The organism is Alistipes sp. CHKCI003 (genome assembly GCF_900021155.1).
In the GTDB taxonomy this organism is placed as follows: Bacteria; Bacteroidota; Bacteroidia; order Bacteroidales; family Rikenellaceae; genus Alistipes; species Alistipes excrementavium.
In genome coordinates this window covers 61,852-74,436 of the sequence record NZ_FCNT01000052.1, presented here as the reverse complement: position 1 = coordinate 74,436, position 12,585 = coordinate 61,852, and the positions used below count along the sequence as shown (strand labels likewise).

The window sequence follows — 12,585 nt, the reverse complement described above, 5'->3', positions numbered from 1 at the left end:
TCAATGATGCAACGTTCCCGCATTGACGACGGGCTGCGCGGCCTCGTCGGCACACAACACGACCAGCAGATTGCTCACCATCGCGGCCTTGCGTTCCTCGTCGAGCTCCACGATCCGTTCGTCGGACAGCCTGTCGAGTGCCATCCGCACCATCGTAACCGCCCCTTCGACGATCTTTTCACGCGCCGCGATGATCGCGTCGGCCTGCTGGCGGCGCAGCATCACGGCCGCGATCTCCGGAGCGTAGGCCAGATAGTTGATCCGGGCTTCGACCACCTCGATGCCGGCCATCGCCAGACGTTCGTCGAGCTTGCTTTCGAGCTGCTCGTTGATCTCCGCACTGTTCGAGCGGAGCGTCAGCTCGTCGTCCGCCACACCGCTGTTGTCGTAGGCATAGCATCCGGCTACCTGCCTGAGGGCGGCGTCGCTCTGCACGCCGACGAAATTTTCGAGTATGTTCATGCGTGCGCTGGCCGAGACGGCCGCCTGTCCCGCACCGGTCGGAGCGTCGATCTCGAAAACAGCCTTGTAAATGTCGTCGCGCTTGATCTTCCACACCAGCACCAAACCGATGAGAATCGGATTCCCCGTCTTGTCGTTCACCTTGATGGGCTCGACATTGAGGTTGCGGGCGCGGACCGAAATATTCTTGGCCGACATCAGCGGATTGACCCACCAGAAGCCCGTGTCGTAAAATGTTCCCCGGTACTTGCCGAAAAAGACCATCACACGGGCCTCGTTCGGTTCGAGCAGCATGAATCCCTTGAGGCAGACGATCATCGCAACGAACCACAGCACCCCCGCGACGACCGCGAGCGTCCCCAGCCCGCCGGAGAGTTCGGACAAGACGCCCGCCCCCGATGCGATCAGCACGATGCCGGCGGCGAGCCCCGCGAGGATCAGCGGCAGGGCGACGAATCCGCCGGTTTTCCATCCGTCGTAAACGAAATTCCTGTTTTCCATGTCGTTCAGTTTTTTAAGTAATATCACAATGATATTACAAATATAGAAAATTTTTTCGGACTTTCCCACGCTCCGTTCCGATTTTTCCACGGACCGGGCTCTCCGCCGCATGCCGTCCGCTGGCACAGTTTATGGATTCGACAGAGGATGTAAACTTTAATTATTTTTTCGTTATGGATCAAAAAAACGACACCAGAGAGAACGTTACGACCGCTATCTTCGGCTCGAAAAAGATGCTCACTCCCGCACCGACGGAGTTCATCCCGAAAAACAAGACCGCACCCGAGATCGCCTACCAGCTGGTCAAGGACGAAACCTATGCCCAGACCCAGCCGCGGCTGAATCTCGCCACGTTCGTAACGACCTACATGGACGACTATGCCACGCGCCTGATGAACGAAGCCATCGACGTCAACTACATCGACGAAACGGAATACCCGCGCGTCGCCGTGATGTGCGGCCGCTGCATCAACATCATGGCCAACCTGTGGAACACGCCCGAAAAAGCCGAGTGGAAAACCGGCGCGCTGGGCATCGGCTCGTCCGAAGCCTGCATGCTGGGCGGCGTGGCCGCATGGCTTCGCTGGCGCCACCGCCGGCAGGCCGCCGGCAAACCCATCGACAAACCCAATCTGGTGATGAGCGCCGGTTTTCAGGTGGTTTGGGAGAAGTTCTGCCAGCTCTGGCAGATCGAATTGCGCACCGTGCCTCTGACGCTCGACCGAATCACGCTCGATCCGAAACAGGCGCTCGACATGTGCGACGAAAACACGATCTGCATCGTGCCGATCGCAGGCGTTACGTGGACGGGGCTCAACGACGACATCGAAGCGCTGGACAAGGAACTCGACGCCTACAACGCCCAGACGGGCTATGAAATTCCGATCCACGTGGACGCCGCATCGGGCGGTTTCATCCTCCCGTTCCTCAACCCCGAGGTCAAATGGGACTTCCGCCTCAAATGGGTGCTCTCGATCTCCACGTCGGGCCACAAGTACGGTCTCGTATACCCGGGTCTGGGATGGGTCGTATGGAAGGACAAGAAATACCTGCCCGACGAAATGTCGTTCAGCGTCAACTACCTCGGCGCCAACATCACGCAGGTAGGGCTCAACTTCTCGCGTCCCGCCGCGCAGATCCTCGGACAGTACTACAACTTCATCCGGCTGGGATTCGAAGGCTACAAGGAGGTGCAGCAGAACTCGATGGACGTGGCGCAGTACTGCCACGACGAAATCGGCAAGATGCCCTGTTTCGAGAACTACGCCGACAAGCTGGTCAACCCGCTCTTCATCTGGTACATGAAGCCCGATTACGACAAGAAGGCGAAGTGGACCCTCTACGACCTGCAGGCCAAACTGCAACAGAGCGGCTGGATGGTCCCGGCCTACACGATGCCCAAGAACATCGAGGATCTGGTGGTCATGCGTATCGTGGTGCGTCAGGGCATGTCGCGCGACATGGCCGACATGCTGTTGGGCGACATCCGCAACGCCGTCGCCGAATTCGAAAAGCTGGAATACCCCACCACGTCGCGCATCGCCTACGAAAAGCAGGAGAAGCAGCTGGGACGGGTCTTCACCCATTGAACCGTTCTTCGGACCATAGCGAAAAGAGGCTGTCTGGCGAATCGCAGACAGCCTCTTTTATGCGTACCGTCATCATCTTTTTCTCCGAACAGGCATACCCGTAAAGTTGAATAAACGCGCCGGACACCCCCTTTTCGCGGATGCCGGACAAACCGCATCCCGCACGGAAAGCGGAAAGTCTTCCCGCGACGACGCCTCCCCTCCCGCGACGAACCGGCGGACCGCCGGTCCTCGAACGGCCCCAACCGCACCGGACGGGACCGGACCGGACGAAGCAGAACAGGACCGGCTGAATCCGGTAAGAAAAGATAAATGTGGAACAGACACGGACCGCTCCGGACGGAGCGGTCCGCACCTTCCGAACGCCTGCCGCAAACCATCCGCCGTCCGTTCCTCAATGTTTTGCAGGATCCGCCGATCTTCCGCTTCGGAAACACCCGCCCCGCGAAACGCATTCGGTCGCGTTTCGCACCCGGTTCATTCGCATCTTCGGCTCCGACTCGGATGCTCCGTCCCGGCAAAACCGAATAAATTTCGTTTTGCGTCCGATTTTTCATACCTTTGTGTGTTTTACCGAACACCAATCGCAACATGACAGAGACCTTCGATATTTTCCTCATCGCGATGGCGGCGCTCGCACTGGTCGTATACGTCGCCCTCCACTTCTTCGAAGCGGGCTACGGCTACCTGTTTGACCGCCGCTACGGCTTCCCCGTCTCCAACAAGCTCGGCTGGATGCTGATGGAGGCGCCCGTCTTCGTCGCCATGACGATCCTCTGGCTCCTCTCGGACCGCACGTGGCAGGCCGCACCGCTCGTACTCTTCCTGATGTTCCAGAGCCACTACCTCTACCGCGCCTTCATCTTTCCGCTCCGGCTGCGGGGCCGCTCGAAAATGCCCTTCGGAATCGTCGCGATGGGCATGCTCTTCAACACGCTCAACGCTCTGATGCAGGGAGGCTGGATCTTCTTCGTCTCGCCGGCCGACTACTACGAAGGGTGGTTCGCCCGGCCTTATATCTACATCGGTGCTGCGATCTTCTTCGCGGGCATGTACGTCAACCGCCGCTCGGACGCCATCATACGCGGCCTGCGCAAGGAGGGCGACACGCGCCACTACATCCCGCGCGGCGGCATGTTCCGCTACGTCAGCTCGGCCAACTACTTCGGCGAGCTGACCGAGTGGACGGGTTTCGCCGTCGCCTCGTGGTCGTGGGCCGGCGCGGTGTTCGTGTGGTGGACCTTCGCCAACCTCGCGCCCCGCTCCGCCTCGCTCTACAAACGCTATACGGCCGAATTCGGCGAGGAATTCACGGTCCTCAAACGCAAAAGAATCATACCGTTCATATACTGATCCATGTCGAATCTCTTCACCCCCTATCAGCTCGGCCCCGTCCTGCTGCGCAACCGGACGATCCGTTCGGCGGCTTTCGAATCCATGGGCAAGGATTTCGGCCCCACGCAGCAGCTCAAGGATTACCACGTGAGCGTGGCGCGCGGCGGCGTCGGCATGACGACGCTGGCCTATGCCGCCGTCAGCCGCAGCGGACTGTCGTTCCGCAAACAACTCTGGCTCCGGCCCCGGATCGTGCCGGCGCTGCGCGACATCACCGACGCCGTGCATGCCGAGGGCGCGGCCGCCGGCATCCAGATCGGCCACTGCGGCAACATGACCCACTACTCCACCGCCGGACAGATCCCGATCGGCGCCTCGACGGGTTTCAACCTTTATGCCTACACCCCCGTGCGGGGCATGCGGCGCAGCGAGATCGCCGACGTGGCCAAAGACTTCGGACGCGCCGTGCGCACGGCCCACGACGCCGGATTCGACAGCGTGGAGGTCCACGCCGGCCACGGCTATCTGATCTCGCAGTTCCTCTCGCCCTACACCAACCGCCGCCGCGACGAATACGGCGGATCGCTCGAAAACCGGATGCGCTTCCTTCGGATGTGCCTCACGGAGGTGATGGAGGCCGCAGCGCAGACGCGCACGGCCGTACTCGTGAAACACAACATGTACGACGGGTTCCGGGGCGGCATCGAGATCCCCGAAAGTCTCGAAATCGCCCGGGAGATCGAACGCTTCGGCGTCGACGGGATCGTCCTCTCGGGCGGCTTCGTCTCGAAAGCGCCGATGGCGGTCATGCGGGGGCTGATCCCGATCTACACCATGAGCTACTACTCGCCGCTCTGGCTCCGCTGCTTCATCCGCTGGTGCGGCCCCTACATGATCCGGCAGTTCCCGTTCGAGGAGTGCTATTTTCTGGAGGACGCCGCGAAATTCCGCGCCGAGCTGAAATGTCCGCTGGTCTACGTGGGCGGACTGGTCAGCCGCAAGGGGATCGACCGTGCGCTGGACGCCGGATTCGAACTGGTGCAAATGGCCCGTGCACTCGTGAACGACCCCGCCTTCGTGCGCAAACTCCGCGAAGGCGACGCCGAGACGCGCAGCGAGTGCGACCACCGCAACTACTGCATCGCCCGCATGTACTCCGTGGACATGAAGTGCTGCAAGCACTGCCCCGACCTGCCGGCCAAAATCCGCAAAGAACTCGCCGAACTGCCCTGAGATGGAGACGACCGAAACGAAACGAAGCGTCGCCGGCACCCGCAAGCCGGAGCAGTCTGAAAAGGGTACGAGACCGACCGGCGAACGGCCCGGCGACACGACGCACACGCCGGCAGACAAGCAACCCGGCAGCATGACGCCGCATGCCGACAAGCCGACCGGCGAACGGCCCGGCGACACGACGCACACGCCGGCAGACAAGCAGCCCGGCAGCATGACGCCGCATGCCGACAAGCCGACCGGCGAACGGCCCGGCGACACGACGCACGCACCGGCAGACCGACCGACGGACGCGCAACCGACCGCCCGCCCCGACACGCCGGAGGCAGGGACCGGAGCACAGACGGATACTTCCGCTCAGGAAACGGCGAACCGCACGCCGGCCGCATGCGGGGATGCGGCCGACCGTCCGAAGCGTCCGAAGCGCCCGAACCCCGGAGGCGGCGAAGTGCCGCAGGACACGCCATGGGCCCTCATTACGGGCGCCGGCACCGGTATCGGCCGCCGATATGCCGAACAATTGGCCGACCGGGGCTACAATCTCGTCCTCGCGGGGCTCGCGCCGGAGCACATCGTCCGGGCCGCAGATGAACTGCGCGTCTCCCACCCTTCGCTCGACATCCGCACGCTGGCGATCGACCTCGCACGCGAGGAGGCATCCGACGAGCTCTTCGCATGGGTGCGGTCGCAGGGAATCGGCGTCGACGTACTCATCAACAACGCGGGAATCTTCTCCTTCTGCGACCTGCTCGCAACGCCCGACCGGCGGATCGCCCGCATCATCCTGCTGCACGACCTCACCGCCACGCTCAACTGCCGGCACTTTGCAGCCGACATGGTGCGGCGCGGCCGCGGAGGGTACATCCTCAACATGTCCTCCTTCTCGCTGTGGATGCCTTTCCCGGGGCTCTCGCTCTACAGCGCCAGCAAAGCCTATCTGCGCAGTTTCTCGGTGGCTTTCGCCCGAGAGGTGCGCGAACACGGCATCCGCGTTACGGCCGTCTGCCCCGCCGGGGTGGCGACCGACCTCTACGGGCTGCCGCCCCGCTGGCAGCGGATCGGGCTCCGGCTCGGAGTGCTGATCTCGGCCGAGAGCTGCGCCCGCCGGGGGCTGCGGGCTCTGTTCCGGGGACGGAGGTGCATCGTGCCCGACTGGTGGAACAGGATTTGGATACCCCTCTGCAAACTGCTCCCGACGGGAGCTCTGCGGCCGCTGCGGCGCCATACCATGAAATTTCAAAAATGACGACATGAACGCTACCATTCAAAATATCGTATTCGACCTCGGCGGCGTACTGGCCGACCTCGACATCGAACGCTGCCGAGCCTCGTTCCGCGCTCTGGGCATGCCCCGGATCGCCGATCTGATCGACCCCTACTACCCGGCCGAAGTCTTCGAAAAGCTGGAGCGCGGCGACCTCACGTCCCACGAAGCCTGCGACGAAATACGGCGCATTTCGGGCCGCAGCGAAGCAACCGACCGGCAGATCGCCGACGCCTACCGCTCGTTCATCGTCGGCATACCCGTCTACAAACTGCGGATGCTGGCCCGCCTGCGCGAACGGGGGCTGAAACTCTACATGCTCACGAACAACAATCCGTTGGTGATGCCCTACATCGTCGACTGCTGCTTCACGGCCGACGGACGCACCGTGAACGATTATTTCGACAAACTCTACGTCTCCTACGAAATGCACCTGCTCAAGCCCTCGCCCGAGATCTTCCGGGCGATGATCGCCGACAGCGGCCTCGTTCCGCACGAGACGCTTTTCATCGACGACGGACGGAAAAACGTGAACGCAGCCCGCGATCTGGGCTTCGACGTCTACATGCCTGCGCCGCGCGAAGACTTCCGCCATCTGTTCGACGACCTCCTGCCCGGCTGACGCGCAGCCGAGCGACGACCGAGGGACAGGGCGGACGACCTCCGGAGCGACAACGGAACGACTGCGGCAAATGCGGTCGCTCATGCCTGCGCCCCACGGTTCTTCGGCGCATGCTGAGCCGCAAACGAATTGCCGGGGGGGGGAGCGAAAGCGGACGGCGGGATTTCTCCGGACAGCTTCGCGCCCCGGACCTGCGGCGGATCCCGTCATCGTCCGGCACGATTCCGAACGGTCGATTTCTTGTCGGGGGATACCGACGCGGCACCGCCCGGCGCCGGCAACCCTCCGCGGTCCGTCGCAATGCAGCGGACGGCACTTCGCCGCAGTCCGGCACGGTCCGGCGGTCCCCGCACATGCCGCCCGGCGCCGGCGGTATAAAGACGGAAAAGCCGCAACAGCAAACCGTAACGCCAAGGGCGATCAAACGGGCTCCGGCGCAAAGACCCGTTCGCGCGTGTCGCACGAATGCCTTTCGGCAGCACCTCCGCCCGGCATCCGACGAGCTGTGCGCTGCGAAACGGCGCGGACCGCGACGGATGCGGACGAACAAAAAAACGATATACCTCATTATTTTTTGTCCTAAAAATTTGCAATCCATAAAAAAGACGCTAACTTTGCATCCCGAAATCATCGGAATTTCCTCCGCCGTCCGGAGGGCCGCCTCCGCCCCAAGGGTGCGGCCCGGAATCCGAAAGCGGAGAACGACGGGGTGTAGCGCAGTCCGGTTAGCGCACCTGCTTTGGGAGCAGGGGGTCGTGGGTTCGAATCCCGCTACCCCGACTCGTCGGAAAAATATCGTTCGGGGTGTAGCGCAGTCCGGTTAGCGCGCCAGCTTCGGGAGTTGGAGGTCGCTGGTTCGAATCCAGTCTCCCCGACAGAGAGAGGGGGCTATAAAAAATTATAGCTCCTTTTTTCATATTCATACCGCTCGTTTTACGAGCTCTTTTCCGAACAGGCAATTCTCGGAAGGCGCAACACGGAGGGGGGGGGACGTATCGGGCAAATCCCCTGCTCCGCCTCATTACAGGCACACTCGATATCGCACGAGTGCTGAAATCTTTCCGCTTCCCGAACGAAATTCCGCACATCGTCTGCGGCATAGTCCTCTGCCCGCAAGGCGCCGTCCGCAACCTACAGACATGAGACGCTGCGATCCGGTGTCGGCTCGACCCGTCATGCGATAGTCCGGAGCTCCGAAGATCCGGTCCCTGCGCTTCAGGAGCGCTTTTCGAAAAACGAATCGCCTGCCTCCGTATGGGTAATAACGCCTTTTCTGACGACGCCATGAACCGACGGACCGCTATCGAGCGATGCCTGCGGATCATCTTCGCGGACATTCAACAGGTCGTACCGTTTCTTCATCGGCCGCAAACATAACCTGACTGCACAGACCGATCCCAACGACGGCATCGTCTACCCGGCGAGGGGGGGGGCGGTATCCACTCATAATCTGTATCATAGCTCGGATCTTTACGTGCGGTTGCGATTCTCTGTCCGCATATTCCCCGCCCCAGCTATCCTGCGCACGACCATAACCGCCGTCGATGCGCAGCTGCACGCCGTAAGTTTTCATGCCATCTCCTTGGGTCAGGTATTTCTGCATGCGGCGGGCTACGTCGGCGATACCGCGCATATCACTCCTCAGAGCGATCATGATTTCGTACCTTTTTCGTGGATCCGGTCGATATGCGCTCCATGACTTCTTCATAAATGAAAATATTCGGAGTTACGACCGCAATACCGTCATTTCCCGGCCACCGGTCATCGGGAATATGCGAAAGATAAGCAATGCGATCGTCCGATCACGGATTCATTCCATCCTCTCGCAGCAAAGCACCCTCGGCGATTCGCCGCATATCCTCTGAAAGCACGAGAAGGGCGACGGCATGAGCGACGGGCCGTTTCATTCGCAGCGTCAAAAACAGGTGCAGGATCATCCGTCGTCGGCGAAAAAGCAGGGACGCGGCTTGGGAGGCAGCCTGCACGAGTTCAAGAGAACCGCAGGTGAAAACGTCTTCCGACACCTCCCCGTCCGACGTCAAAGGCGATTTCGTTCGCGGACGGATTCCGCAGCTCCGCCTCATCTGCGCCCCTTTCCGAGAACCGGTCTATGCACCACGTTACAGGGTGCCACGTCCCTCCATCCACCGCCCTCCGCCTCACCTGTCCGCACTACCGCCGAAAACGGACAGAAAGCCAGCCGTTCCCGCCCGGCCGGCAAGAGCATGCGGGCAGAACGATGTCCGCAGAAAATCGGCCCATTGCGGTCGGCCCCTCCGGTGACGGAACATTCGCCGACAAAACCTCGGAAAACGTATGCAGTACGGCCCGGAGAAGAGTGAAAAAATACCGCAAACGCCCGTATCCTCCCCCCTGCTCCCTCGCGGCTTTGCAAGATATACGTAAACGAGCGCAGATACGGACGCTCCGCCTCCGCCGACCGCTACAACCGATGGTAATGACAGTAGAGCAGATTGCCTTCGTCGTCGTGCAGATGCATGCCGCCGCCCAGACAGTAGCGGAACATTTCGCAGTCGGCGCACTCCCCCTTGCGGGCCCACTCGCGGTCGCGGAAGGGTCCGAAACGGTTTTGCCACACCTCCCAGAACCGGTCGCGATAGATGTTGCCCTGATGGAAATTGGCGCGGATCGACGTGCAGCCGGAGATCGCCCCGTCCACACGGATCGAAGCCACGGAGACACCCGCGGCGCATTGGTAGAAGTGATCGCGCACTTCCGTCTCGTAACGCCCCAGAAAACCTTCGCAGGCATAGCTGACCTCGATGCCGCCCAGCCGGCGGCTGCGGCGAATGAATTCGAGCATGTCGCGGAACTGTGCGTCGCTCATGCGGAGCGTCCCGTCGTTCTTGGCGCGCCCTACGGGGAAGATCGAGAACAGGCGCCAGTGTTTCACCCCCTCGGCGAGCAGCAACTCGCGGAACGCTTCGAGACGCGGCACCATCGCCCCCGTAACGCAGGTGATGACGTCGTAGGCCAGCCCCTCCTCACGCACGATGAGGCGGATCGCGTCGAGCGCCCGGTCGTAGCTGTGCGGATTGCGGCGGATGTAATTGTGCACCTCGGGAAATCCGTCGAAACTCACCGACACCGAGCGCAGCCCCGCATCCCGCAGCGCACGGAACCGTTCGGGCGTGAGCGCCAGTCCGTTGGTAACCATCCCCCACGGATAGCCGCGGCGTGCGACCTCGGCGCCCGCACGCTCCAGATCGTCGCGCACGAGCACTTCGCCGCCCGAGAAGATGACGAGTACCCGCCGCGGATCGACATGAGGCGTTACCTCCTCGTCGAGCACGCGCAGGAAATCCTCCAGCGGCATGTCCGCGACGCCCGGGTCCACGCGACAATCGCTGCCGCAATGGCGGCAGGCGAGATTGCAACGAAGCGTACACTCCCAGAAGAGCGTACGCAACTCATGTTCGGCCACCTCCGCGGCATAGAGCTTCGAAAATAGATCGAGCCCGATCCGCTTTCTCAGGCCCGGACTGCGGCGAGCCATGGCCTATTTCCCGTTCTCGGGACGCACCTCGTCGAGCACCGGAGCGGCTGCATCCGAATCCGGAACCGGAGCGGCCGTCAGCGGCTTCTCCCGAAGTTCGCCCGCCTTGTCTTCCTGAACGGGCGGACGCACGCCGTACATGACGATCGTCGTGGGTCGCTCAACCTCCGCAGGCTCCCGTTCCCGGCTCTTCGAGCCGCTCCTGACGGTCGAACAGGCGGTCGAAAAACCGAGCAGCGCCAGCAGCGCGAGTTTCACTTTCTTATCCATAATCTTCGTCTTTCCTTGAAAAAAGGTCAGGACAAATATAAACATTTATTCCGATAATGAAAAATATATGCCAAAAAGTTTTGAAAGCCAACTATTTTTGCTTTACTTTGTAAAACATTAACACATTTAATTCATTTTTTATGAAAGGTACTGTAAAATGGTTCGATAGCAAAAAAGGCTACGGATTCATTACCGAGGAGAGCGGAAAGGAAATTTTCGTACATTTCTCCGGCATTGCGACCGAGGGTTTCAAATCGCTCAACGAACATCAGAAGGTCGAATTCGAGATCGGCAACGGCTCGAAAGGCGAACAGGCCGTAAACGTTACCGTAGTTGAGTAAACCATAATTACCAGCTTCGAACGAAGCGGGGACTGCCACGGGCGGTTCCCGCATTTTTTTGTACATCTCGGAAAAATGTCGTACTTTTGGGGGTCGAATCCGACAAGAAGGTTAATTAGGCTAATTCAAACACAATTCCGATCGCTATGAAAGAAGCAATTGCTATTCTTACGGGCGGCGGTCCGGCCCCGGGCATGAACACCGTGGTCGGCAGCGTCGCCAAAACGTTTCTCCGCAAAGGCTACCGCGTCATCGGCCTCCACGAAGGCTACACGGGGCTGTTCAACCCCGATCCCCGCATGGTGGACATCAGCTATCCGATGGCCGACGGCATCTTCAATCAGGGAGGATCGTTTCTGCAAATGAGCCGTTTCAAGCCCACGGACGCCGATTTCGAAGAGCGGTTCAACCTCAAGTTCTTCACCGACAACAACGTGAAACTGCTCGTAACGGTAGGCGGCGACGATACCGCCTCGACCGCCAACCGCATCGCCAAGTTCCTCGAAGCCAAGAAATACCCCATCGCCAACATCCACGTGCCGAAGACGATCGACAACGACCTGCCGCTGCCGAAAGGCACGCCGACGTTCGGCTACGAATCGGCCAAGGACAAGGGCGCCGTCATCGCCCGCGCCGTCTATGTCGACGCCCGCACGAGCGGCAACTGGTTCGTGCTGGCAGCCATGGGCCGCAGTGCCGGCCACCTCGCATTCGGCATCGGCGAGGCGTGCCACTACCCGATGATTGTCATCCCCGAGATGTTCGACAAGACGGAGATCACCGTGGAGAAGATCGTGAATCTGGTCATCTCGTCGATTCTCAAGCGCAAGATCATGCACATGGACTACGGTGCGGCCGTCATTTCGGAAGGCGTGTTCCACGCTCTGAGCGCCGAAGAGATCCGCAAAAGCGGCGTGCACTTCACCTACGACGAACACGGCCATCCCGAGTTGGGCAAGGTATCGAAAGCGCACATATTCAACGAAATGATCGAAAAGAAGCTCAAGGAGCTGCACCTCAAGGTCAAGAGCCGCCCGGTGGAGATCGGCTACGAAATCCGCTGCCAGACTCCGATCGCCTACGACCTGACCTACTGCTCGGAGCTGGGCATCGGCGTCTACAAACTCTTCACCGAAGGCAAAACGGGCTGCATGGTCTACGTGGACAGCGAGGGCAACGTCTCGCCGCTCTACCTGAAGGACCTGCAGGATCCCGAGACGGGCAAGATCCCGCCCCGTCTGGTGGACATCCACTCGGACAAGTTCGACTCGGTGGTCGAGAACATCCTCAACGCCATCACTCCGGCCGACTACGAGGCGGCGAAAGCCTACGTGCCCGACCCCGAGACCTACGACTTCCACAAGATCCTCAACTGGGCGTAGGCCCGGCCGGAACGACGACTGGCGGCGGTGTGTCGCAACGGGCAAGCTGCTCCGTCGTCATCGGCTCCG

Annotated in this window: 11 protein-coding genes and 2 tRNA genes; 9 read left to right on the top strand and 4 right to left on the bottom strand. The window is 60.9% G+C overall.

Going from position 1 to position 12,585, the window contains the following annotated elements; all coding sequences use genetic code 11:
• The gene (locus BN3659_RS06665; protein WP_091535609.1) at positions 1-963 is read right to left on the bottom strand and encodes an SPFH domain-containing protein; all 963 of its coding nucleotides are present in this window, start codon (positions 961-963) and stop codon (positions 1-3) included.
• 173 nt (positions 964-1,136) lie between these two features.
• On the opposite strand from BN3659_RS06665, the gene BN3659_RS06660 reads away from it, so the two are divergent.
• From BN3659_RS06660 to BN3659_RS06625, 7 genes are all read left to right on the top strand, one after another.
• Positions 1,137-2,552: a glutamate decarboxylase gene (locus BN3659_RS06660; protein ID WP_091535519.1), complete on the top strand. Its 1,416-nt coding sequence runs from the start codon at positions 1,137-1,139 to the stop codon at positions 2,550-2,552.
• Positions 2,553-3,143: 591 nt separating this feature from the next.
• On the top strand, positions 3,144-3,905 hold the full coding sequence (locus tag BN3659_RS06650) for a DUF1295 domain-containing protein (protein WP_091535517.1): 762 nt from the start codon (positions 3,144-3,146) through the stop codon (positions 3,903-3,905).
• Positions 3,906-3,908: 3 nt separating this feature from the next.
• Entirely contained in the window at positions 3,909-5,120 is a 1,212-nt protein-coding gene (locus BN3659_RS06645) for an NADH:flavin oxidoreductase (protein ID WP_091535516.1), read from the top strand.
• Between the two features lies 1 nt (position 5,121).
• Positions 5,122-6,366 carry an SDR family NAD(P)-dependent oxidoreductase gene (locus BN3659_RS06640; RefSeq protein ID WP_224757856.1) on the top strand — a complete coding sequence of 415 codons (1,245 nt, stop codon included), beginning with the start codon at positions 5,122-5,124 and terminating at the stop codon, positions 6,364-6,366.
• A gap of 4 nt (positions 6,367-6,370) precedes the next feature.
• On the top strand, positions 6,371-7,006 hold the full coding sequence (locus BN3659_RS06635; protein ID WP_091535513.1) for an HAD family hydrolase: 636 nt from the start codon (positions 6,371-6,373) through the stop codon (positions 7,004-7,006).
• 705 nt (positions 7,007-7,711) lie between these two features.
• A tRNA-Pro gene (locus BN3659_RS06630) sits at positions 7,712-7,786 on the top strand.
• A gap of 20 nt (positions 7,787-7,806) precedes the next feature.
• Positions 7,807-7,881: transfer RNA gene (locus BN3659_RS06625), tRNA-Pro, on the top strand.
• A 446-nt stretch (positions 7,882-8,327) separates the two neighbouring features.
• Here BN3659_RS06625 and BN3659_RS06620 read toward each other — a convergent pair.
• The 3 genes from BN3659_RS06620 to BN3659_RS06605 all read right to left on the bottom strand — a co-directional run bounded on the left by BN3659_RS06620 (position 8,328) and on the right by BN3659_RS06605 (position 10,793).
• The gene (locus tag BN3659_RS06620) at positions 8,328-8,714 is read right to left on the bottom strand and encodes a hypothetical protein (RefSeq protein WP_141682523.1); all 387 of its coding nucleotides are present in this window, start codon (positions 8,712-8,714) and stop codon (positions 8,328-8,330) included.
• Between the two features lie 735 nt (positions 8,715-9,449).
• On the bottom strand, positions 9,450-10,523 hold the full coding sequence (locus BN3659_RS06610) for a TIGR04133 family radical SAM/SPASM protein (RefSeq protein ID WP_091535510.1): 1,074 nt from the start codon (positions 10,521-10,523) through the stop codon (positions 9,450-9,452).
• 3 nt (positions 10,524-10,526) lie between these two features.
• Positions 10,527-10,793, bottom strand: coding sequence for a hypothetical protein (locus BN3659_RS06605; RefSeq protein WP_091535509.1), 267 nt, complete (start codon positions 10,791-10,793; stop codon positions 10,527-10,529).
• A 140-nt stretch (positions 10,794-10,933) separates the two neighbouring features.
• On the opposite strand from BN3659_RS06605, the gene BN3659_RS06600 reads away from it, so the two are divergent.
• Both BN3659_RS06600 and BN3659_RS06595 read left to right on the top strand, forming a co-directional pair.
• Positions 10,934-11,134, top strand: a complete 201-nt coding sequence (locus BN3659_RS06600; RefSeq protein ID WP_091535504.1) for a cold-shock protein — start codon at positions 10,934-10,936, stop codon at positions 11,132-11,134.
• A 146-nt stretch (positions 11,135-11,280) separates the two neighbouring features.
• Complete coding sequence (locus BN3659_RS06595; protein ID WP_091535499.1) at positions 11,281-12,516, top strand: 6-phosphofructokinase; 1,236 nt, start codon at positions 11,281-11,283, stop codon at positions 12,514-12,516.
• Positions 12,517-12,585 lie beyond the last annotated feature (69 nt).